The 21,588-nt window shown below is 59.2% G+C and carries 20 protein-coding genes and 1 pseudogene; 8 read left to right on the top strand and 13 right to left on the bottom strand.

Features of this window, described 5'->3' with window-relative positions; all coding sequences use genetic code 11:
- Positions 1 to 391: 391 nt before the first annotated feature.
- On the top strand, positions 392 to 1,003 hold the full coding sequence (locus AC5P6E_RS08925; protein ID WP_495230896.1) for a hypothetical protein: 612 nt from the start codon (positions 392 to 394) through the stop codon (positions 1,001 to 1,003).
- Positions 1,004 to 1,595: 592 nt separating this feature from the next.
- The gene (locus tag AC5P6E_RS08920; RefSeq protein WP_495230895.1) at positions 1,596 to 2,177 is read left to right on the top strand and encodes a hypothetical protein; all 582 of its coding nucleotides are present in this window, start codon (positions 1,596 to 1,598) and stop codon (positions 2,175 to 2,177) included.
- Here the strand turns inward: AC5P6E_RS08920 and AC5P6E_RS08915 are convergent.
- Complete coding sequence (locus tag AC5P6E_RS08915) at positions 2,117 to 2,761, bottom strand: LuxR C-terminal-related transcriptional regulator (protein WP_495230894.1); 645 nt, start codon at positions 2,759 to 2,761, stop codon at positions 2,117 to 2,119. The genes AC5P6E_RS08920 and AC5P6E_RS08915 overlap by 61 nt on opposite strands.
- A 217-nt stretch (positions 2,762 to 2,978) precedes the next feature.
- On the opposite strand from AC5P6E_RS08915, the gene AC5P6E_RS08910 reads away from it, so the two are divergent.
- Complete coding sequence (locus AC5P6E_RS08910; protein ID WP_495230893.1) at positions 2,979 to 3,149, top strand: hypothetical protein; 171 nt, start codon at positions 2,979 to 2,981, stop codon at positions 3,147 to 3,149.
- Between the two features lie 296 nt (positions 3,150 to 3,445).
- The gene (locus tag AC5P6E_RS08905) at positions 3,446 to 3,598 is read left to right on the top strand and encodes a hypothetical protein (RefSeq protein ID WP_495230892.1); all 153 of its coding nucleotides are present in this window, start codon (positions 3,446 to 3,448) and stop codon (positions 3,596 to 3,598) included.
- A gap of 27 nt (positions 3,599 to 3,625) precedes the next feature.
- Here AC5P6E_RS08905 and AC5P6E_RS08900 read toward each other — a convergent pair whose 3' ends face one another.
- The 3 genes from AC5P6E_RS08900 to AC5P6E_RS08890 form a co-directional block, all read right to left on the bottom strand.
- Positions 3,626 to 4,276, bottom strand: coding sequence for a YoaK family protein (locus AC5P6E_RS08900; RefSeq protein ID WP_495230921.1), 651 nt, complete (start codon positions 4,274 to 4,276; stop codon positions 3,626 to 3,628).
- 89 nt (positions 4,277 to 4,365) lie between these two features.
- Positions 4,366 to 5,961 (bottom strand): sensor domain-containing diguanylate cyclase, encoded by a 1,596-nt coding sequence (locus AC5P6E_RS08895; RefSeq protein ID WP_495230891.1) that lies wholly within the window; start codon positions 5,959 to 5,961, stop codon positions 4,366 to 4,368.
- A gap of 631 nt (positions 5,962 to 6,592) precedes the next feature.
- Complete coding sequence (locus AC5P6E_RS08890; protein WP_481442063.1) at positions 6,593 to 7,021, bottom strand: BLUF domain-containing protein; 429 nt, start codon at positions 7,019 to 7,021, stop codon at positions 6,593 to 6,595.
- A 461-nt stretch (positions 7,022 to 7,482) separates the two neighbouring features.
- Here AC5P6E_RS08890 and AC5P6E_RS08885 point away from each other — a divergent pair.
- Positions 7,483 to 7,879 (top strand): annotated as a pseudogene (locus AC5P6E_RS08885) (hybrid sensor histidine kinase/response regulator); the annotation flags it as partial.
- 329 nt (positions 7,880 to 8,208) lie between these two features.
- Here the strand turns inward: AC5P6E_RS08885 and AC5P6E_RS08880 are convergent.
- From AC5P6E_RS08880 to AC5P6E_RS08860, 5 genes are all read right to left on the bottom strand, one after another.
- Entirely contained in the window at positions 8,209 to 10,383 is a 2,175-nt protein-coding gene (locus tag AC5P6E_RS08880) for a methyl-accepting chemotaxis protein (RefSeq protein ID WP_495230890.1), read from the bottom strand.
- A gap of 945 nt (positions 10,384 to 11,328) precedes the next feature.
- Positions 11,329 to 12,789, bottom strand: a complete 1,461-nt coding sequence (locus AC5P6E_RS08875) for a DASS family sodium-coupled anion symporter (RefSeq protein ID WP_495230889.1) — start codon at positions 12,787 to 12,789, stop codon at positions 11,329 to 11,331.
- Between the two features lie 116 nt (positions 12,790 to 12,905).
- Positions 12,906 to 13,364: an ATP synthase F1 subunit epsilon gene (gene atpC, locus AC5P6E_RS08870; RefSeq protein ID WP_495230888.1), complete on the bottom strand. Its 459-nt coding sequence runs from the start codon at positions 13,362 to 13,364 to the stop codon at positions 12,906 to 12,908.
- An 81-nt stretch (positions 13,365 to 13,445) separates the two neighbouring features.
- On the bottom strand, positions 13,446 to 14,225 hold the full coding sequence (locus AC5P6E_RS08865; RefSeq protein WP_495230887.1) for an acetoin reductase: 780 nt from the start codon (positions 14,223 to 14,225) through the stop codon (positions 13,446 to 13,448).
- 420 nt (positions 14,226 to 14,645) lie between these two features.
- Positions 14,646 to 14,945 carry a diguanylate cyclase domain-containing protein gene (locus AC5P6E_RS08860; RefSeq protein ID WP_495230886.1) on the bottom strand — a complete coding sequence of 100 codons (300 nt, stop codon included), beginning with the start codon at positions 14,943 to 14,945 and terminating at the stop codon, positions 14,646 to 14,648.
- Here AC5P6E_RS08860 and AC5P6E_RS08855 point away from each other — a divergent pair.
- On the top strand, positions 14,885 to 15,727 hold the full coding sequence (locus AC5P6E_RS08855) for a hypothetical protein (RefSeq protein WP_495230923.1): 843 nt from the start codon (positions 14,885 to 14,887) through the stop codon (positions 15,725 to 15,727). The genes AC5P6E_RS08860 and AC5P6E_RS08855 overlap by 61 nt on opposite strands.
- Positions 15,728 to 15,943: 216 nt before the next feature.
- Here AC5P6E_RS08855 and AC5P6E_RS08850 read toward each other — a convergent pair whose 3' ends face one another.
- The 4 genes from AC5P6E_RS08850 to AC5P6E_RS08835 all read right to left on the bottom strand — a co-directional run bounded on the left by AC5P6E_RS08850 (position 15,944) and on the right by AC5P6E_RS08835 (position 19,356).
- Positions 15,944 to 16,828 (bottom strand): hypothetical protein, encoded by an 885-nt coding sequence (locus tag AC5P6E_RS08850; protein WP_495230885.1) that lies wholly within the window; start codon positions 16,826 to 16,828, stop codon positions 15,944 to 15,946.
- Between the two features lie 57 nt (positions 16,829 to 16,885).
- A complete protein-coding gene (locus tag AC5P6E_RS08845; protein ID WP_495230884.1) occupies positions 16,886 to 17,290 on the bottom strand; it encodes a hypothetical protein in 405 nt (134 codons plus the stop codon).
- Between the two features lie 1,015 nt (positions 17,291 to 18,305).
- On the bottom strand, positions 18,306 to 18,674 hold the full coding sequence (locus tag AC5P6E_RS08840; protein WP_293793107.1) for an H-NS histone family protein: 369 nt from the start codon (positions 18,672 to 18,674) through the stop codon (positions 18,306 to 18,308).
- 187 nt (positions 18,675 to 18,861) lie between these two features.
- Positions 18,862 to 19,356 (bottom strand): hypothetical protein, encoded by a 495-nt coding sequence (locus tag AC5P6E_RS08835; RefSeq protein WP_495230883.1) that lies wholly within the window; start codon positions 19,354 to 19,356, stop codon positions 18,862 to 18,864.
- A gap of 509 nt (positions 19,357 to 19,865) precedes the next feature.
- Between AC5P6E_RS08835 and AC5P6E_RS08830 the strand changes: the two genes are divergently transcribed.
- Together AC5P6E_RS08830 and AC5P6E_RS08825 are read left to right on the top strand one after the other, a co-directional pair.
- Positions 19,866 to 20,342, top strand: a complete 477-nt coding sequence (locus AC5P6E_RS08830) for a hypothetical protein (RefSeq protein ID WP_293793111.1) — start codon at positions 19,866 to 19,868, stop codon at positions 20,340 to 20,342.
- 258 nt (positions 20,343 to 20,600) lie between these two features.
- Positions 20,601 to 21,302, top strand: coding sequence for a hypothetical protein (locus AC5P6E_RS08825; RefSeq protein WP_495230882.1), 702 nt, complete (start codon positions 20,601 to 20,603; stop codon positions 21,300 to 21,302).
- The last annotated feature ends 286 nt before the right edge of the window (positions 21,303 to 21,588 follow it).

Genomic DNA, 21,588 nt, shown 5'->3' with positions numbered 1-21,588 from the left:
GGGCAAGCGCCACGTCACCGCGTCTCCAACAGCAAGCACCGCGTCAAACAGTTTCACCGGTCTGACCGACTCCTCTCGATGGCGTATGCGGGCCCCTTGCGGTGCCCGGGCAGGGCGTCAGGCGAACATCCAAACGCTCTTTTGCCAGAGTGGCACCAGAAGGCCATGCTCGGTGTGCAGCACAGGGGACGGGATCGTCAAATCAGGCTTGGCATACCCAAATGGCTCGGTGGAGCAGAGATTGGCACCACTTGGTCAAGCCGTGGTTGGCGCGATCCTCTCTCCTCTGGATGCTCTCGCCCGACCGACGTCTCATTTCTGGTGGCGGAGCCGCGGCGGTGCCAGGTGACAGCGGCTCCCGGAAGCCCATACTCGTCTGAGAGGGGGGGCCATGAACACCAAACGCAATGTGCGTGTGAGCGGGTCGGCTGATTACAGGCCTTGGCCAGAATTGAACCATGCTGCCCGGTCGCTACGCCGGATGGCCAGGGAAGAGGCGGGCTTTCGACTTCACCTGATGACCGGGTCCTTGGTGCTGACAGCCATGGCCGTCGAAGCCTTTTGCGCCACCGTGGGCCCGCAAGCGCTTCCCGACGCTTGGCATCATGGACGAGCTCCAGTCTTCCGGAAGCCGTTGGCCCGTCAGCTGGAGCTCATCGGTGCGGGGGTAGGTGTGTTCGTCGACTTTGACCAAGAGCCCTGGACGTCGGTGCACCAACTACTGGAGGCTCGCTCAGACCTGCTGGCGCCCAAGCCAGGGTTCGGAGTGGACGAGGTGCTGAGCGTGGACGAGGATGCTGACGCGAGGTTCGATGCACACATGGCCGTGCAGGCGCAGCACCGAACGCTTCATGGGATCGCCGATCTGGAACGCGTGGCGGGCGAAGTAAACCGAGGCTTGCTCAACCTGTGGGACGCCGTAGGGGGTGACGAGCTGGCTCTGAACGTGCTGGAGGCCGCTCAATGGACGGTGACCGAGGTGCATGGTGGAGGTCAACCTTGAACCTCGCCCGGTTTACCCGGGTGTATCGGCGCGGCGTTTGCGCATTCTGATGCACATGCCGGCATGAATAGGCGTATTTTTATCCTCTTCCCTGAAAATGTTGGACGTATTTGTGGCCGCGTGAAGTCTCAATCCGTGATCGATACGCGTAGCCCTGCTCTCGGCATCCTCAGCCCGGTTCAGAAAACAGGGGCGGTCACCGGGGCAGCCCATGACAGAAGAATTGGCCCGCGGATAAATAGTTCAGAACAGTTCGGAGAAGGCGCTAGCAGGCAGGGTGTAAAACCGGCATCGGCGTCGCCAATGGGCGGCCTTTCCAGGACAGCAATGCTGGCCTTTCGCCGGTAAAACCGATCAATCGCATTTTCCACACACAGCAGCGAGCCGGGGGCGTCGCCGCACAGTGATCATCAAAGACCCCAAGTGGAAAAATTGTGAATGGAGTGGGCGTTGGTCGCGGATTTGTCGGGGGCAACGCACGCGGCGGGAGCGGCGTTCAGTGCCTCAAAACCGATTGCAGGGTCTGCCCTAAAACGGTCTTCAGAATCTGTATTGCCGGCCGATGCACCTCAACATGGAGGCTTGTAATCCAATGGATAACGTCCAGCCAAACGCTGGGGCTGGTGGTTTCTCCGACTGGGAGATGCTGTTCCGCTTGGAAATGATGGCCAGGAGCATGCGAGGCCTCTTTGAGCACCGCCCCATTGCCCCACCGCATGATCTTAGCAGCGGGTCATCGAGCGTGCGGACGCACCCGATGGCCGAGACGATGGAGCGGCTGCTTATTCTGGGGAGCGTCGGCGATCCCAGCTCTCTGGCGACCAGCGATGCTCGCCATGCCCTTCGACGTACTCTGCTTTCAAGCGAGCTCGGGCGGGGACTGCTCCTGCCGCCCGACCTGCAAGATAAGAATGAGCGGGGTCTTTGCCTTGCCCTGGCCGAAGCGACTGACTCTATCGCAGACGGGGCTGTGGCAAGCGCAGCCATGAAGGTTCTGATGGACCCGTGCACGCTCCGGCGCCTGGCAGCCTTGGTCGAGAGCGGCGAAGGGTCTGGGGTGCATCCAGCGAGCACCGTGCAAGTCTTCCTGCAGACCTTTGCCGTGGGCCAATCTCAGGAGGAGCCCAACAGCCCCTCGTTCTTCGCCACATCCAACATCGCGGCGACGGACTGAACTCCGAGCTGGCGCATGATGGCCCTCTTGTGCGATTCGACCGTGCGCAGGGACAGGTGAAGGGCCTCTGCAATGTCCGGTGCGGAACGACCCTCGGCGACGAGCCTCAAAACCAGTTGTTGCTTGGTGGTCAGGGACGGTCGTTGGCGAGCCAAGTCTTCCCGTGTCGCGATCAGCGATGCAGCCACGTAGGTGCATCCCGTTTGGACCGCTGCAATGGCCCGCTCAAGCTCTTGCACAGGGCACCGGCGATGCAGGAATGCCTTGGCTCCTGCCTCCATCGCTTGGGCTGCCACGGCGGCAGTGGCTTCAGCAGGCAGAAAAACGAATGCCGCGCTCGTACCCTTTGCCAGCATCTCTCGCATCAGGGACACGCAGCTGGTGCCGGCAACGTAAAGGTCAGCCAAGACAAGCGCGTCCGCTCCCAGGCTGAGGTCGGCCCTCAACGACTGCGCGGTCGTGGCAACGCTGACGTGCTCAAAATGCTCGCCAACCAAGGATGCAATCCCTTCCGCGACAATGCTGTAGCTGTCGACCACAAACAAACGGCGGTAGGGGAGGGCGGTGGTACTGGCGGAAGACAAGGAGGGATCCTTCAAGGTGTAGGGCGCAGGATGTCCGGGCGCGGATAGAGACTACACCCCCGTCCCCCAACCGAAGCTGTTGGCCGGGAAAGCTAAACCATTTAGCAAGGTGCCGCTGGTGTGCAGGCTGTCCTGGTCGGCAGCAACGGGGCGGTAACTACCCCGAGCCTATGGTTTGCTCACGGCATCGCTCCGATGCCATCTGCGGAGAAGTAGCATGGGCACCAACCAGAATCAGCCGGGCCAAGATCAGCAGAACCAGAAGGACCAGCAGGGTCAGCGCACGCCCGGTCAGCGCGATAGCGACGACCAGCGCCAGCAGCAGCAAGATCCCAGCCAGCAGCGTGAGCGCGGTGGTCAGCAGGGCAGCCAGGACGAAGAAGAATAACAATCGCCCCCGATCGCCGTTTCCTGGGCCCGGTTTTTTGCCGGGCCTTTTGTTTGGGCAACACTTTTTTACCCATTGCCGTGTGATTTCCTCACCTAGGGCCGAATAGCTCGGGGTGTAAGCTAAGGAGACTGGATTAAAACGTGCAGGAGTTGGCCGTGAATCCCTCAACCGCTGGCATGGTCCGCTGGCTTAGTTTTCGTCTTCGCAACGGGCAGTCGATTGGTCCGGATCGGCTGCTGCAGGCTTGGTCTTGGGCCTGCGAACACCCGCGGTGCGCGGTCCGCCGAGAGTCCATGAACGAAGGGCATTGCGTTTACGCGCTGTATGGTCCCGAATCACTTGCATCGCCGAAATTGGCGGAACAACGGATGCGCGACTACCTGCTGGACGCAGGATACATTTTCACCATGGGCAGCCTTGGCCGGCGGGAAGCGGCAGCGCACTGAGCACGCCGTGAGGCGTCGATGCCTCGACTAGGGAGTGCCGTCCCCTGGGTGGGTCGTCGGCTTGCTGGCAAGGTGGCATGAGAGCGCCGCAGCCATGGCTGCCGCGCAGAGAGCTGGAGCGTTCAACAGCTGGAACCCAAACCTCGGGAATGCCCAGGCTGCGCTGATTCCTCTGCCCACAAAGGCGAAGAGCACCAACGTCCCCAAGACAAGCCGCCGCCAAGGCAACGGCGCCCCGCGGGTCGATTGGCCCAGCAGCAGACCCATGTCGGTGAAAAAGCCTGTCAGGTGGGTGCTGCGAATTGCGGAGCCGCTGTAGTAAGTGGTCATGGCGTTTTGAAGGCCACAAGCCGCCGCTGCCATGCAAGCACCCCAAGTGTCGCCCTGGACGAGCGCCCACGCGGAGGCCATGAGCAGCAGGGACTGGCCAGCAAGAAGGCCCACGTAGTGCCATGACAGATCGCGTCTGCGCAACGTTAGACCAGCGACGTAACCACCGGCCACGAAGCTGGCGACCACGGCACTGAGCTGCAGAGCAAGGACCCACCGACCATTCCCGACGGCAATCGCACCAAGCGAGGTCGTGCCAGTGAGGTGGCTGAGTGCTTGGTGCTCAAACCCCAAGTAGCCGGCAGCGTTCACCATCCCAGCGCTATACGCTAGAACGGTCGTTCCCACCCAAACGCCTCGCGGCACGTGCAGACCCACGCCTTGCTCTTGGCATTGTCACAGCGCCCAGTGTGCCAGCCGGGGGCCCGTTCTGGGCGTCAGGAAGCAGAAGGGTGGTCCGACCGGCTTCGCTTTTGGTAGAGCACCACTTGGTTCCGTCCAGCATCCTTGGCTCGGTAGAGGGCTTTGTCCGCCTGGCGGATGGCCAAATCTGCGTCGCCCTCGGTATCGGGGAAGTGGCTGACACCGGCTGAAATCGTGACCTGGCCCACCGCAGGGAAGGCATGCTCCTCGATCGCTTTGCGCAGCCGCTCTGCCACAAGCACTGCCCCCCGGGCATCGACCCCGGGCAAAAGCATCAAGAACTCTTCCCCACCGAAGCGGCACAGGACGTCCTGCGGCCGCGCGTTGGCGCGCATGCAGTGCGCTAGACCGGCGATCACGTCGTCGCCCACGCTGTGACCGTAGCGATCATTCACGGCCTTGAAATGGTCGACGTCGAACGCGATGACCCCAAAGTGCGCGCCGGAGCGGCTGAACTCGCTCAGCGCTCGCTCAAGGCCGCGACGGTTGTAGAGCTGCGTCAGGGGGTCAGTGAGGGCAGCGACGTCCAGTTTTCCCATGCGCTCGCTGAAGGTCCTGAAGCTCACCAGCACGGCCCTCTTAAGTTGCGCCGCCTCGAAATACCACGAGTTGACCAAGCGGACCGTGGAGATCGCCTCGCTGACATCCTTGGCCTGTACGTTCTTGGCCAGCTGCCACAGCGGGGCAGAAATGCTCCTTGAAAAGAACCAGATCAAAACCAGCGAGAGAATGCCCAAAGGCGCAGCGTTGCGCAGCACGGTCGACATAAGCCCGCCCAAAGGGGCCAATGTCGCCTCCAGGGGGCGCTGGGCGACCACGCCCCATCCCACGGCAGGCACCGGTGCAAAGCCGGCCAGCATGTGGACGCCATGGCTGTTGACGGTGTGGAGAGCGCCGGCGCGCCCCTGGCTTACCGCGCGCACCACCTCGTTGCGGATGGCTGACTCTCCGACGCGGTTAGGTTCGGGGTGATACAGGAGCTTCCCATCCCGACCCACCACGTAAAGGTAGGAGCCGTCCCGATAAAAATGCGTCCCCAACAGGGTGTGCAGGACGTTCTTTTCTTTCAGATGAATGGACGCAGTGACGTAGCCTGCATAGGCGCCTTTCGCGTCGAACACGGGGTGGGAGATGGTGACCACCAAATTGCCGGTGGGCGCGATGAACGGGTCGCTGACCAACGGCGAGCGACGCTCCAAGGCCTGTTTGTTTGCCGCGCTGGTGAGGGCTTTGCCCTGAACCTCGGGCATCGCTGGGGAGGCGGCCTTGACCACGCCTGCAGCGTCCACCACCGCCACGGAGTTGAACGAATCCGTCTGCTGCTTAAGCCGTTCGGCTTCTTCGTCGGGCGTGGAGGGTTGGTCCAGGTGACGGCCGATGTGTGCGGCGCTGGAGGCCAGCTGCTGCTGTGCACTGAGCACGAAATGCTGAGTGGTTTGCGCCAGCTTGTTGGCGTAGACGCGATTCGCTTCCAGGGTGCTGTCGATAAGCTGCTTGCGCTGCACCTGATAACTGGCCCACACGGCGTTGCCGAGCATCACCAACGCAGACAGCGTCGCCAATGCAAGGATCAAACGCTGCAGGTTGAGTTGTCGACTGGATGGAATCACTGGGCGCCCCCCGCGCCGGCGCGTAGATCACCGTTTGTTATCGGCTGGGTTTTTCCGAACTGAAGCTTGATCGTGGGCGGCAGCCCCACGTGATTCCGATGTGCTTATTTCTGCCAAGAAAGTGCCACTTTGCCTGGACTGCCAATGGCCCTCAGGGCGCGGGTCCAGTGGTCATTCCGAAGGGACCCGGATGGAAAGAGTCGTTCGTTATGCCTACCGCTGTCGAGTAGGCCTGATGTAGCCCTGACGGAAAGCGGCGCAAAAACTCTTCAAAGCGCGCTCGGCTGATGGCCTGGTGCGTCGAACAGTGCGGACAGGCAAGTACGCCTGCACCGTTGAGGTCGGTCAAACCCGCGCCAGGCGAAAGATCCGACCCACGCCCACAGCTGGAGCATTCAGCTTCCACGCGCGTCAATCGGAGGATGCGGCCCTCTTCTGACTGTTCAGCGTCGACCGTTTTCAGAGTGAAAATGCCAGTGTTGGGCACGGACAACGTCTCAGAATCATGCTCGGTGAAGCAGAATATCACCTTAAGAAAATCACCTGACCAGCTCTGGACGATGGGGGCGGTCGGCACAAGGGGGACGATGATGTTGGCTCCCCCGTCGCTATCCTGTGAACAGGTTCGCGCTCAGTCGGACGCGTTGGCCACCGGAAAGTGAGGCCGCAACACCGAGCGGAGCAACTCCATTCCAGGGCCATGGGCCACCGATCGTTGCCCAAACTCGTCCCATCCCGCGTTGATCAATCCAGAAACGACCGTTTGGCCGGTGTCCAATCGGGTCATTGCCCAGTAAGGCACAGCGCGCTGAGCGATGGGAGCGTCGAGAAGGGGCCTCATCAGGGTGTGCGAGCGGCTTTGCTCTATGCGCCGGACCACGGATTCCAATCCATCGGAGGGCCCCTCGATGTATTGGAAAAATCGGGTTCCATCAACGAGCATGGCTCCAGTAACGCCCGCCATCCGGTTGAACGTCGCCGACTGGGACACGATCGAGCGCAGCTTTTCATCAACGAGGCCAGGTGCGGCGAAACTGGAATACGCAAACGCTTTGAGCATGGAAGGGGTCCTGATGTGACGGGCATCACTATACGGCGGGCGTGGGTACTGCGTCCCAGTCACCCGTTTGCGCCTTCGCGTTCAGGTTCAGTGAGCGGGCCTTGCCGCAAGCTGCGTCTCATCTGGCCATCCGCTCGTGCGAAAGCGCCTGAGTTTGATGCGGCGTCCGCTGGCTGCTTTGGGCGTTTTGACGCTCTCCCTTCACGCCGTGGACTAAGTTAAGTGCGCGAGTCGCGGTTGACTGAGGGCATGAAGCCCGAACGGAGCGGCGGCTCACCCCCTTCGCGCCATTTGCAGGAATTGAAGTGCTTCCCAACCGATCCGTCTTTCCTCGCGCCAAAGGGGCCGCTGCCGAGCGGATTAGGAACCACGACTGGGCGAACACGCCTCTGGGAGCGCCGGAACACTGGCCATCGGCGCTCAGGAGCGCGGTGGAGCTGATGTTGAATTCGCCAGAGAGCATGTATCTGGTTTGGGGCTCAGGGCTCATCTTTTTGTTCAACGACGCCTACACGCCGATCTTGGGCCCGCGTCTGGATCGAGCCATGGGGAGCCCCCTGCGCGGGCTGTGGGCCGACGCGTGGCCGGCAGTTAAAGAGCCGATCAAAAAAGCGTTTAGAGGCGAAGGGTCTCGGTTTGAGAACTTACCCATCGCGATGAACCACTATGGCCAGCACGAAGACACGTGGTGGACCTTCTCATTCTCCCCGCTCTATGGCGAGGGGGATGGGGGGCGCCGTCGCCTTCTGCGTGACCAATGAGGTGACCGGTCTGATCACGGCCCAAGAGCGGCTCGCCCGTGAGAACAAGCGACTCATCGCGCTGTTTGAGAAGTCCCCGCTGTTCATCGCCTTTTTGCGTCGAACGAACCTTCCCCAGCAACTCCGGCAGCGTGAAAGGCTTGTGCCGCAGGATGACGTCTCGTTGAAGGGCATTCGGGTCTGCCTCTCAGTCCGCCGGCGTAGCCAGTGACCGGCATGCCCCTTAACGAGCGAAGGCGTGCACGTCCATTCGTCCCGGACAAGGCCACGTCCAGAGCCAGAAAATCGCCAGCCGGTTGCTGTGCTAGGCGCTCGACAGCGGAATCAGCTTCGTCGTAGGCTCGTCTTCCAGCATGATGATCGAATCAGCACGGAGTATGCCGGCCCCCCGTGGGGCCGGCATCCATCAATGGTTGGTCTTCAGCCTCAGAACGTCGACCACTCTGCTACAGATTGTCCCGATACCCGCTTGGGGATGTGGAGAGAGTGAACCGAAGCTCGGTTCGGCTGGTTGGATTCGGTTCCCTCAATTTTGAAGAGAGAAGCCGCCTTTTCAAGCTCACTCGCTTGCTCGGCCATCGATCGGGCCGCGGCACTTGCCTCCTCTACCAAGGCAGCATTCTGCTGCGTTGCCTCGTCCATCTGAGCGATTGTTTGATTGACCTGCTCAATTCCCGAGGCTTGCTCTATGCTGGCTTGGGCGATCTGGCGCACGATCTCTCCAGTCTTAGCTGCTGAATGTCCCAGCTCTCCCATGCTTGCCTCTGACCGCCTCGCAATCGAAATCCCGGCCTCGACCTGGCTGGTCGATTCATCAATGAGTGCCTTGATGTCCTTTGCGGACGCGGCGGCACGCTGAGCGAGTGTGCGTACCTCCGAAGCGACTACAGCGAATCCGCGCCCCTGCTCCCCAGCGCGAGCCGCCTCAACCGCTGCGTTCAATGCAAGGATGTTGGTCTGGAAGGCGATGCCGTCAATCAGGGTAACGATCTCGCCAATTCGTTGCGACGATGAATTGATCTGTCCCATCACCTCGACCACTTCACTAACGACGCGAGTGGTGTCTGCAACCGCTTCACCTGCATTTTCGGAGGAGGCGTTCGCTTGCTGTGCATGCTCAGCGTTCTGGCGTACCGTCGAGGTCAGCTCTTCCATTGATGCGGCAGTTTCCTCCAAGTTTGCGGCCTGCGATTCGGTCCTGCGTGAGAGGTCACTGTTCCCTGCCGCGATTTCATCGGCTGCGGTAGCGATGGACGCAGAGGCTTGCTGGATGCGCCGCACGATCTCGGTCAGGTTTCCTGCAGTTCGATTCACATCTCGCTGCATTGCTGCAAAAACGCCTTGGTAGTCTCCTTCGATTCGCTTGGTCAGATCGCCCTCGGCCATCGCACTCAGGACCGCTGAGAGCGCGCTCAAACTCTCGTCTGCTGTAGCCATCAACCGATTCAGATCTTCAATCATCACCCGGAAATCATGGTGATAGGCTTGCGCATTGCCGCGGACGCTGAAGTCACCAGCGGCTGCTGCTTGGGCAAGTCGCTTGATGTCTCCGTTGATCGCTTCCAAGCTGAACTTGGCCGCGTCCATGGACTCGTGGATGATTGCGCGTGTGCCGGGCAAGCGCTTCGCGTCGCGGCTGAGGTTTCCTTGCGCATACTCATTCAGAACCTCTATAGCGTCGACAATCGCATCCAAGTGCTCAAACACCATGGTGTTCATCCCTGATGCCAGCTCGCCGTAAACGCCTGGGAAGTCCGTCTGCATGCGGAAGCTAATGTCCTCGCCGGCATGCATGTGAATCATGGTTCGGGTCTGATTAGAGAAGCGCTGGAGCATCTCAATCATGCCATCCGTGGATCGGAGCATTTGTCCGACCTCATCAGGGCTTTCATCTCTGTGACGCACATTTAGATCGCCTTGCGTTACCGCTTCGATCGAGGCTAAGACCTTCGAAAGGGGGCCAGTCAGGCTGCGAGAGATAAGCCAGGATGCAAGCGCTCCAATGACGAGGCTCAACGTTCCGAAGGTCGTCAGCAGGCCAGTAGTCCTGAGCGATAGCGAAGCTGCTTCCTCCGCACCTTCCTTCACCAAGCGGTGCTGCAACGTGGTGAAGTCAGTAAGAGCTGAATTCCAGTTGTCAGAGGCTGGTCTGACCTTGGTGACTAGAAGGAGATTGGCCGCATCGTAGTCACCGGACTTGATAAGCTGATCCAACTCCTTGTTGAGATCGCTGGCCGCGACCGCCGCGCTGTTGACCCGCTGCCTCAAGGCTTGGGTCTCAGCGGTGCTGGCTGGTCTTGAGGTAAAGGCAGTCCAGCGTTGGTCGTACTCTGACTTCAGCTTCTCCATTCTGTCGGTGTCAGCAGCTACATCCGAGCCTCTTTTCAGGAGCATGTCGCGACGAAGCAGCATCATCTCTTTGTTCAGCGCGAGCAGTCCATAGAGCTCACCCATGCGGGCGACACGTAAGTTGACTGCCGATTCAAACTGTTGGCGCTGTTTGTAGGTGCTGTGCAGAGCGATCCCAAGAATGGTCGCAATCAAGGCCAGTAGGATGACGAAGCCGAGCGTCAGCCGGGTGCCCACTTTCAGGCGGCGCATTGTGTACATTTTGTGAAATTCCGTAGTCAGTCGATTCCCGACTGCCGGGATGTCTGCTTAGGGGAGGGACCCGGCAGGCAGTAAAGCATTAACGGCCCGCCCGAGCTCTTCTTTAGCTATCTAGGCTGAGTTGAACTACCAGTTAGAGCGCTCTCGGTCTCGAGGGTGTCTACCTGTACATTCCTCAGATGTATGTCAGCACGCTAGAGACAGTTGTGGGCATAATTTCAGGAGGGGATTGCTTAGGACTGTTTCGTCAATGCGGACAGGACACTCTGCAAGGTCAAACGACACGGACAGAGTACCGCTGTCCACTCGACCTAGTGCTAACTCGGATGAATGCCGGTGGCTATCAGATCGCAGGTGGGGACTGCGCCTGTAGGCCTAGTTGACGTGTATCAGCAAGGCCATGGAAGAACTGTGGTCGCAAGGGCATGTCAGTCGAACCATCACCGGCTTGTCCGCCGATATGGATGTCGCGAGATGCGATCTCGCTGACGATGGCGTTGCCTCGATCCCTGACGTTGCGGTTGCGCCATCGCCCACGAAATGCGTGGTCGTGGTGATCAAGTGTTGATCGGCCAGGGAGTTAGCAGCACCAGCCTTGCCTTGGAGAGCCTCGAAGATCGGCGCTGCGTAGTTGCGCACCCGTGCCAGATCTTCCTAATAACCCTCATGCCTGCGACTCCACGGACCTTTATCCGGAGTTGTCACGGTCGCTGCGGAAGTCGACTCCATTCCGGTCACCGGGGGGCTCGACATAGGCTATACGCGCGATCTCACGCAGCAGTTCGGACTGCGTGCTGCGCACGACCGATATGCCGGCCAAAGCCGCAGTGAAAGCTAGTCGTACAAAACTATGATGATTGTGTCGTCACTTGGGTGAACGCTATCGGCCTCTGAGGCCACATCCAGTGTGCTTGCGAGCTGTCGAACGGTCGCCTTCTACCAGAACCCAAGGACTCGCCACCAAGCGCTGCCCACTATCGCGAAGATGAGAAGTTCAACCAGGCACATGACCAGGCCGACCTTCCACCACACCCCCAAGGTGACAAAGCCACTACCAAAAATGATGGGCGACGTGCCGGTGGCGTAGTGAGTCAGCGTCATCATGATGGCCGAGGAGGCCGTCATCATCAGCATGAAGAGGGGGACATAGTCGGCGGGTATGAACAGTGCCCCCACACCGAGGAAGGCGAGCAGCATTGCGCTGATGTGGGCGGTGGTGCTGGCAAACAGGTAGTGGGAGAAGACAAAGACCAAAATGAGCACGGCTGCGATTGCCTGCCAGTCCATGCCACTTGCGGTGATGGAGTTCTTCATTGCCTCTGTAAACCAGGAAATCACGCCCAGCTTGTTGAGCTGCTCCGCCATCATTACCAGCGCGCCGAACCATATCAGGGTGTCCCAGGCGCTCTTCTCGGAGAGCACATCGTCCCAGTCCAGTGTGCCGGTGATGATCAGCACGAACAGGCCGACAAGCGCCACGACCGTGGGGTCCAATGTCCACGCGGGGCCGAGGATCATGGCGGGGATGTTCGCCCAGAGAACCAGCAGCAGGCCGAAGGTTCCGATCATCACCTTCTCCTTCGGTGTCAGCGGCCCCATCGCCTTCAACTCGCCCTTGGCAAAGTTGACGGCGTTGGGCGTCACTTTCAGTTCCGGCGGAGCCATCAAATAGATGACCAGCGGCATCACAGTTAGACAGGCCAGCCCCGGCAGGAGCATGCACAACGCCCAGCTTGTCCAGGATAGGTGCAACTGTTGATTGGTCGCCTTGGCGACAAAATCCACTACCAATGGATTCGGTGCGGTCGCAGTCAGAAACATGGCCGATGTGATGGGGTTGGCATGGTAGTTCACCAGCGCCAGATAGGTTCCGACCTTGCCCTCGGTGCCTTTGCCTGGATCGGAATCAAACGCGTTGGCTATCGATTTCATGATCGGGTGGACAATGCCGCCACCGCGAGCCGTGTTGCTGGGGGTAAAAGGCGCGAGCACCAACTCGCATATCGTGAGGCCGTAGCCGATTCCGAGCGTGCGCTTGCCAAGCAGTGCAATGAACAACATGCCTATACGGTTGCCCAGCCCTGTCTTCTTCAGGCCGCGAGAGATCAGAATCGCAAGCACGATTAGCCAGATGAGCGGACTCGAGAAGCTCGAAAGTGCGTCGGTGATGGCGCCCTTTGAGCTGCTCGCTGTCACCTGGGACAGTGCTACCAGTACCAGGGCCATCATCGCCATTACACCGATCGGCATCACTTTGAGGATGATGGCGACGATGGTTGTGATGAATATGGCCACCAGCGCCCAGGCCTGGGGTGTCAGTTCGGCAGGACAGGGCAGCAAGAGTAGAACGATCAGCACGACCGTTGTTGCCAATGCCTGCGGCAGCTTGAATGGCACTGCGCGCCTGAAGTATTGGAACGCTGATCTGAAACGATTTGGCATGGCCGAGCCTGACTCTATCCGTGCGTGGACGGGGAAAAACTCTCAAAGCAGCACACAAGGCTGGTAACCGCTCACGGCTCGCGGCGCGGGGGCTGCCCGAAGTGGTGCATGAGATTCAAGTGAGCTTGCACGTAAGCACCGCTGCTGAAGCAGCGTGCCATGGGTGAGCTGGCAGCAGCTTCTGCCACCTCGGCTCTGGCCGCGTCCTTGTCTTCGCTTTTGAGCGCCAGGTCGGCCAGAACAGTCACCCGCGCCGGTAACACCTCCACGAAGCCTCCTGACACATAGAAATGAAATGGCGGCTTGTCGGCCGCATCCGGGTAGATCAGGAGGAGGCCCTCGCGCAGCGTTGCCAGCATTGGTGCGTGCCTTGCCATCACGCCAAATCTGCCAGCTTGGCCGGGAAGGCTGACCTCCCGTACGTCGCCCTCCCAATGCACCTCGATAAGGCTTGCGACCGAAAGAATGAATGTCTGCCGGGTTCGGCTGATGGACGTAGGCTCAGGTGTAGACAGGGTATGCGAGGGCATGGAGGGCGACATTGAGATCCTGGGGCAGGTACCCGGGGGGGGGCGTGTTTGCCACGCCCGCGGCACGGATGGTTTGACCCATCAGCGGAACACGAGGCCGCCGTCGATCAATGGTGCTTGTCCCGTCATGTAGTCCGAATCCGGTCCTGCAAGGAAGGCAACAAACGCAGCCACGTCTTCCGGAGTCTCCACTCGGCCCAACGTGATGCCTTTGACGAACTTTTCATAGCTGGCCCCAATTGGAGCGCCGGTGATTTCGGCCATGCGCTGGTCGATCTCCACCCACATGTCGGTGCCAACCACACCGGGGCAATAGGCATTGACGGTGATGCCGTGAACCGCAAGTTCCTTTGCCGCCGCTTGCGTAAGGGCCCGGACAGCGAACTTCGTTGACGAATAGACGCCGAGAAGCGCGTAGCCCTCATGGCCGGCGATGGAGCTGGCGTTGATGATCTTCCCGCCGCGACCCAGGGCCTTGAACTGCTCTGCGGCAGCCTGGATGCCCCAAATCGTGCCTTGAACATTGATGCGATAGATCGCCTCGACCTCGGTCTGCGTTACATCGGCGAGCGGCTTGACCTGCGATACTCCAGCGTTGTTGACGATGATGTCAAAGCCGGCAAGTTCTTCGCTTGCACGATTCACCGCTGCAAATACCTGGGAGCGATCACCCACATCCGCAGTGATGACGATTGCCTTGCGTCCCATGGAGGAGATCTCTTCGGCCACCGCCTGGAGTCGGTCCACTTTCAGGTCAACCAATGCAACGTCAGCACCATCACGCGCCAGGCGCAAGGCAATCGCGCGACCAATGCCTTGCGCAGCGCCGGTAACCAGCGCAGCTTTTCCACAGATATTCATATTGTGAGCTCTCCAGCGATCAGATCGATCCGGTCCATGCAATGGCCCGCGCGTTGCATCGACATCGCTGCGGCGCGGGGTACTGGTGGCGGATCAGGCGTTCAGCGAGCGGGGCTCGCTTCATGCAAATGGTGCGGCGCAGCATGCCGTCCTGCCATGATCTTGATCAATTCAGATGGCAAGCCGCAGGGGGGAATGCTCCGCCGGGTCAGACTCGCTCGACGGGCAAGCAACCATCGCGTGTCCTGGGCCTATGAGCCCACGCGGTCGACGAGTGGCGGGGCGCGGGGGCCGACCCTTGGAAGATCCTTCAGGAATATTGATTCCACGACATTGCCGAGGAGCGTCGCGCATCCATTCACCAGCGTACGGGTGGTGCCGTCGGCCTGACGCACTCCCCACCGTAACGGCCAAACCCGCTTACGCGGCGGGCACGGCATTGGAACGACTGCGCTTCCGATAGAGAATCACCCGGTTTCGCCCCGCACTCTTCGCTTGATAAAGCGCTTTATCTGCCTGCCTGATTGCCAGATCGGGAACCGACTCCGTATCAGGGCAGTGGCTGACGCCGGCCGAAGGCTCCACCCGTTGCGAGGGATGGCGCTTTCTTTGCGATTGCCTCGCGCGACCGCGAAGAGCTTGAGGACACGTGTCGCCTGATGAACGAACAGGCCGCGCTTCAGATCGACGCCCTGGCGTCCGATGAGCAGCGGGTGTCACTCCGACTGAAGGCCGAGAAGGCGCTACAGGCCGCCAGACGTCTGGCTGAAGAAGAGGGCTTGATGCTTGCTCAGGCACAAGCGCGCAAAGCGAGAACCGTTTTCAATGAGGCTGATTTGGTTCTATCCGCCAAGGCGGAGGATTATCGCGATCTGATCGTAGAGAAGTTGCGTGAGCACGCTTACGTGAAAATCATCTCCGTGCGGAGAGACAGCCGTCATCTGATCTTTGTAAGGCTAGAGGACGGGAGTTGGTCCGATCCAATGTGGGCCAATCGCAAGCTCCTAGTTGCATGCTACCGCGCGAGAATCGCCAATGGGTTTGATCTCAGTTCCTTGAGTCACTGGGGAAAGACCAAGGCCAAGATTCGCCAGATCTTGTTGCCCAGAGCGGCTCAGCTCCTCCAGTTGGAAGGTGTCAAACGACTCTTGGCCGATGCGCTTGCGAGGGGGCAGCGGGCTGTGGTCATGGGCTCGTTTGTTTTCTGGTATGAGAGCTTCAACAACGTTGGATGGCTGGTGAAGGAGCGTGCGGCGGACGGCGCAGGAGGCGATGCCGACGCTGTTTGGAGGGAGGGGAAGATCGTCTCAAAAAACCACGGTCGGATCGTGGTTCTTCCTTACACGAAGAACAATGGGGAGAACGTCAACGGTCATACGAAGAATTCAGCGCATGACGGCGAGGCCAAACCCAGGCATCCCGATGACGTGGTGGAGATTCCCTTTGAAGAACTCAAAGGAGATCTTATGATCGGCCTGTTTGGAGAGCTTCAATATGAGTAGTCGTAGGGATGCTTTGCGCCCCAAGGAGCTGTAATAGGCCCCGGTCTCCGCTGTGCTGCTGCCTCGGCGGCGGCCGGTGTCCGGCTTGGATCAGTCAGGCGACGGCGACTGGAATTCGTCGCGGCTAAATTGATCTGCAGCGGCAGTACATCCAGGCCTTGGCTTCACGTCGTTTGCTGGTGGTCATGTCTGACGCATATATCGCCCCGTGTGGCCTTATGGTTTGGATGTTCTTTCGGTGGTGATGGTGCGGAATGAGCTGCGCGTCGCTTTATACTCGTCGGGGCTAAGAACCTCTCTCCTGGCCGTATTCAGAACGCCAGAAACAAGCTGCTCGTACACGGCGCGCCTGTTGATTCCAGAGTCTGGGATATGCACAGCAGCCTCGTAGAACATGCCATCCATCAGGTAGAAGGATACGCGTAGTTGGAGTCGATATTTTCGCCAAGCACGATTGAATTGGGATTCAACGGAGTTGTCATCGTTCTCGGGTATGAGGAAGAACAATACGAATGTATTGTTCTTGGACAGTTCGACAAGTCTTTCGAATGTATCGAAGTCAGGTGGGTGTGAGCGGATCACCTCGATCACAATATTTGGCTTTAACCTGGTGGGGTGGAACGTGGCGGTAGCTCTTCCGCAAAGATCTGACTCAATGTAACTGCCATCTGGGCAAATTACTCTTGCACTGGGCCCTGTGAACCATCTGTAGTCGCTGCCGGCGATGGCGTTGAATACTGGTTGTAGCTCGTACGTTTTCGATTCGCCTTTACTTGCAGCTGGACGCCCGGTTTCCTTGTGAATGTAGGCGCTGAACCGGGGCACAAAGGTCACGATCTCAAAAGAATCGCCTGCGTTCTTAAGGAAGTTCTCCAAATACGCGATGCAGCGATCATGGTTCGTGTCGTGCGGATCGCCTTTCAGTTTTGCTTTCGACGGTTGTCCCAATGCCCTGAAGTGCTTTCGTGTTGGGTGGTTGACTGGGACGACGATCTGCGATTCGCTATTGAAAAGGACAGTTGAGCGCATTTCGGCAAGCGACAAAGCATCCCGGATATCATCCTCTGTATACGTCTTTTGGTTGCTCCCGGTGACAATCATCTTTCCGTCCTGGGGATGGTGGAAGGATGATCTCTCGTCAGGCCCCTCTGCGCAACTCTATTGGGATCTTACTTTTTGAAGCAGCAATGGTTTTGCGAGTGGGGTCCAGGCCAAGGGGAAAGGGGAAAGGCCGATCAACTTTGCGTCCAGCTCATCTTGTAGAGTTCTAGGTAGGCGTCTTCCTGCATCTAGTGCCTCTACTACGTTCGCATGATCATGGCTCCGATCTTCTTCGATCAGACTTTGAATCCACTGCTCGCATGCGTTGTACTGTGATGCGCGCATTGCCGCGATGTTCAACGCATTCGAGAGCTCTTCAAAGGTCTGGTATTCTCGCGATAGAGAAACACCGATTGCTGTCGACTCCCGATCGGGGAGCATGCTAAGTAGGTACTGAGACCCTGTACGTTCCAATTTGAAGCCGCAAGCGCGCAGATAGGATTTTGCCTTTTTTAGGTTCATTGGAGGTTCCTTTGAGCGCGCAATCTATTGCAAACTAGAAGCTTGTCAATGGATGGCGTCTTGCGTGTGATGCCTGCGATTGGTTTCCTTCGATCTCCGGAAATTGCACCAGTGAGGCTGGATTCGTGAGTTTCTGTGCGGCCGGTCTGGATTTAAGCCGTCCCGCTCCTTCTGATCTACCTCAGTCCGCTAATGGTCGCGGCGGTGGCACTGCTGTTTGACACGACACATGTTGGATATGAGCAGGCGTTGGTGTGCTTACCGGTTCGGCGCACGCGCCGACCCAAGGCAATGCGCTAACCGGTCGATGGAGTTGATGAAAGCCCCCGGAACCATTGATGTGATCTCTTCTTCCTCCTGAGGCTGTTGTGCATGCGCTTGGAGGATGCGGAAAGGCGCTATCTGTAATGCTGCGGCAAGCGGTGCCGATTGAGCAGGTTGGTGGACTGGCCAAATGAACGCTGGAATAAGGTGCTCAACTCTGCCGCGAATGCTGTCATCTGGACAGTCCTCGGCCACGCTTTGCATTCCTTTTTCGCTTCGGCAGAAGAGTCGGGTTCTGCGCTGCTTCCGTCACTTTGCTGCTCCGGCGGTGGCCGGTGTCCGGCTTGGATCAGTTGGGCGACGGCGGCTGGGAAGGGTTCCACCGGCCGGACCAGCGTGGCTCGGGCAAATGCCGAATGTGCGCTGCGCTGGTGCTGATGGACTTGGTGGTTCGAGCGGCGGTTCAGCCGTTCGTCGAGCAGCCGCCTGCGTAACGTTCATCCCATGACTCCAATACGCGGGCCCAGGCGGATCAGCCGATTGGCAGAAGCATCTACGTTGCGCAGCTCGAAGCAGTGCTTTCCGCCAGCCCTTGGCGCAGCCAGCCGAGGGCTACCGATCCTGAGAGGGCGTGGCTGCAACGCCAGCCCTCTGAAGGTCCCGTCGTGCCATGAGTCAAGCGAGCGTGCTGGGAAGCCGCGGTTCCAGCGGTATGCGGAAACCGCGTTGACTCAGGCCACCGACTTGGCACTCATTTGATCAGAAAATCGCTCGCTGACTTGCCCTTTTCAACCAACGCCGCCAGCCATCTCGGTTGCCGGCCTCGCCCCGACCAAGTCTCATTTGGGTTGGCCGGGTTTCGGTACTTGGGCGCTACTTTGCTGCCGGCCGACCTCGCCGGCTTCCGGCCTGATGGCTTCTTGGTCCTTCCTGAAGCTGGACTTGAAAGATCTCCGTAGAGCTCCTCAATCGTGTAACCGTGGTCTTTGACGTACTTGTTGATCTTCGCCCGCATGGCCGCAGCCTTGGGGCGTGTCATTACTTTGGCCTGCTGCTTTTCCGCTTGGGCAATCAGTGATTTGAGTTCTTTGGCCGAGAGGCCGTTGACGTTTATGACCACGGGGCGATCCTTGATTAGACTGGCCTAGCGTAGTTGTAAAGGCGGATGGAAGCGAATTGTTGGGTATGGTGCCCGTCGCAGAATCCAACTGGGTCGTGGAGTCGAGGGCTGTGAGATTGGGCGCAGGGAGGGGCCCGGATATCCAATCGCGCCCTAGCGCCGGATCTGCCACAGGAGCGACAGGGCGTCAGTGGACAGCGTTGGGCGGTCCAAGTGGTGCCCGTAGCTCGATCCCTTCGGTCTTGATGGTCCGCAGTGCCTTTTGATCGCTGTCATACCAGGCGATTACCTCGCTGCTGGTGATGATGATCTCCCCCCACCCAAGCAAGTGCTCCCCTCTCCAGATCTCGGTTTGCTTGGACGGTCTGCCTTTCCGGAGCCGATCAGAAACCCTTGCCGCTTCCGCTGAGCCAAATCGCTCGCCAGCGATGCCAGGAATGGTGGAGGCAATGGAAAGGAGAGCAGCTGCGCAGACGCCCGTGACCGCCACTCCGATGAGCGTAAAAAGCACAACGATGGGCTGTCGCACCCAATAGGATCGTCGCATCAGCCAATCCCTCAGCCTTGTATCAGGCTTTGCTGGCGCCCCGGTTATGACAAGGAAGCCAGTGGCGAGGAGGAGAAGGGTGACAACCTTTGGCCAAGGCACATCCTTGAAAAGCTCGGAGCCTTCAGAGGCCACGACGTAGACCCCATGTATGACCTTGGCATCGACTGGCTAAGGGAAGGAGGTTGGCTCAAGCCCCAGCTGAGTCAGGTAGGTGGTCTGCGATACATCCCAGCAAAATGGAGGAGAAATCCCAGAATCGTGGCGATCGCGAGCAGGCTGCCGGCTGTAGCTGCAATGGTGCTGCCCACACTCGAACCGACGCGTGGCTTGCTATCTTCCCCTGTTTCGTTCGTCCTGGCCGCAGTGTAGGCCTGACCTTGTTGCCGGAGGTGGCCTTCTGCAACTTGGCGCTGCTTCTTTCTCACTGTGGGGCCTTAAGCGAACAAGAGATTTTTGACGAGTTTCCAATGCGTAGCCTAGCGTAGTAGGCAAAGGGACACATCGGGACTTTGCAGCCTTGCTGCCGAAACGCCGCGTGCCTAATATGATGGCGTGATGGTCGGTGGCGCTTGCATGTGGCCTTCGCAAATGGAGGGGCCGGACTGGGCTCGGCTCATATCTGGATGACAACTGGGGGACGCATGAGCGACATGGAAGAGCGGTTTGCAGAGATTGAACGGCGTTTGGCATTGCTCGAGGCAAGAAACGCCGTGCCGGCAGCAGGAGCCAATGGCAATTCATCCGGAGCGCGTCAGGCAGAAGAGTCCGTGGTGTCGATCGCTGTCTCGAACAAGCGATACGACCACGGTGACTACGAGGATCACATCTGGTTTGATTGCGATTACACGCTTTCCGAAGAGTCCAAACCCACCCGGGCAGTCAAGGGAACCATTGAGTTCATGGACTTGTTTGGTGAAGTGAAGTTCCGGCTGAATGTGACCGTAAACTCTCCCATGAATCCGGGTCGGCCTCTTGCCAACCCTGGCATTGGATTCACCTTCAATCAGTTCATGCCCGAGCACCAGTGGATGCTGGCCACCGATCTCCTTGACATGAAGATCAAATTCGTCGCCTCCAACATGATCTACAGCGACGGTACATCCCAGGTCTTGGCTTGACGTTGTTTGCCCGTAATCAAGTCCGACGCCTTTAGTTGTTGGGCAGGGTCGCAGGGGGCGATTGGCTTCGCCTCACTGCATTTGGAATGGTGGCGGCCTGGTCGCAAATGCCCTGTTGGTATCTACAGAGGAAAACAAGCAGTGCTGGGTCTTGTCGTCGACATGGGCGTGGATGGCAACTGAGGGCATGATTGACCGGTGAGCGCTTGACCGATGTCATCGATCATCTAGCGTTCCGCAGGGAGAGTGAATTTGGACGTGAACAAGGTTGCATGGGATCTCACGGACAAGGCGCACAATGGCGGTTGGCTGCTCCGCTTGTTTGGACTTGTCCTGGTAGCGGATGTGATCTTCACGCTGTTGCTGGGCAGTGGCGTTTGGGAGGGGAGGTCAGCCTCGGGCGATCAACCGTTCGTGTATTTGGCGGTGATCCTCGTCTACGGTGCAGTGGTGCAGGTCCTTGGTCCTGGCACTTGGATTGTCGCGATGGAGCTGCTGAATTGGATCACAGGTCTCATACAGTCTTGGCTGCACGTGTCTCCCAGGCCGCGCCAACCCAGCCGACAGCGCCATGTGACCCGCGTCGACGCAGAACGCTGGCTGGCTCAGGAGCCCGACGCAGCCCGTCGGGAGCCGGTGGAGCGCCAAATCGCTGAGCGGCGGAGAGCTTTGAGGCGCTGGCAGTCTGTTGTCCAGGCAGGCTGGGTCGGGGTCGTACTGGTGATCGCCGACGGGTACTTGCCCAGTTCGACCCTCAGCCAGCTCACAAGTTGGAATGCATGGAGCCCCTGGGTGCTGGGTTTGATGTCTGGGCTACCTTGTCTGATTCACCTTTGGGTTGGCCCCCCTGGGCACGACATGATCGAGCTGCCTTCGCTGGCAGCTGAGATCCGGTCGAAGACATCCAAGGGCGTGTTGGGATCAGCGCGGGCAAGAAACCTCGGCGGTATGAGGGTCTAACTCAAGGCTCGTGGGAACCAGACGCTTAGACTGCGCGCGTGGTGTTCCATGCGCAGACACACCGCCTATAGACCTGCGGCTTCCTTGTGCGATGACTCGCCCCGGAAAGAAATGACGCGCGCTGTGACGGGCCGGTCCCCTCGATGCCGAAGGCATCACCAATCAACGCTGGTGTCCTGTGTTGCTCGTTGTTCTGGCATCTAGATTTTGAACCCATACGTCCACGTGTAAACGATGGTGCTTTTGGGACCCTGGGCTAGTCACTGGATGCGTACTGTGCCACTGT

It is taken from the genome of Stenotrophomonas sp. YJH_SMC_16, assembly GCF_059367875.1.
This window is presented reverse-complemented; position numbering and strand designations above follow the sequence as displayed.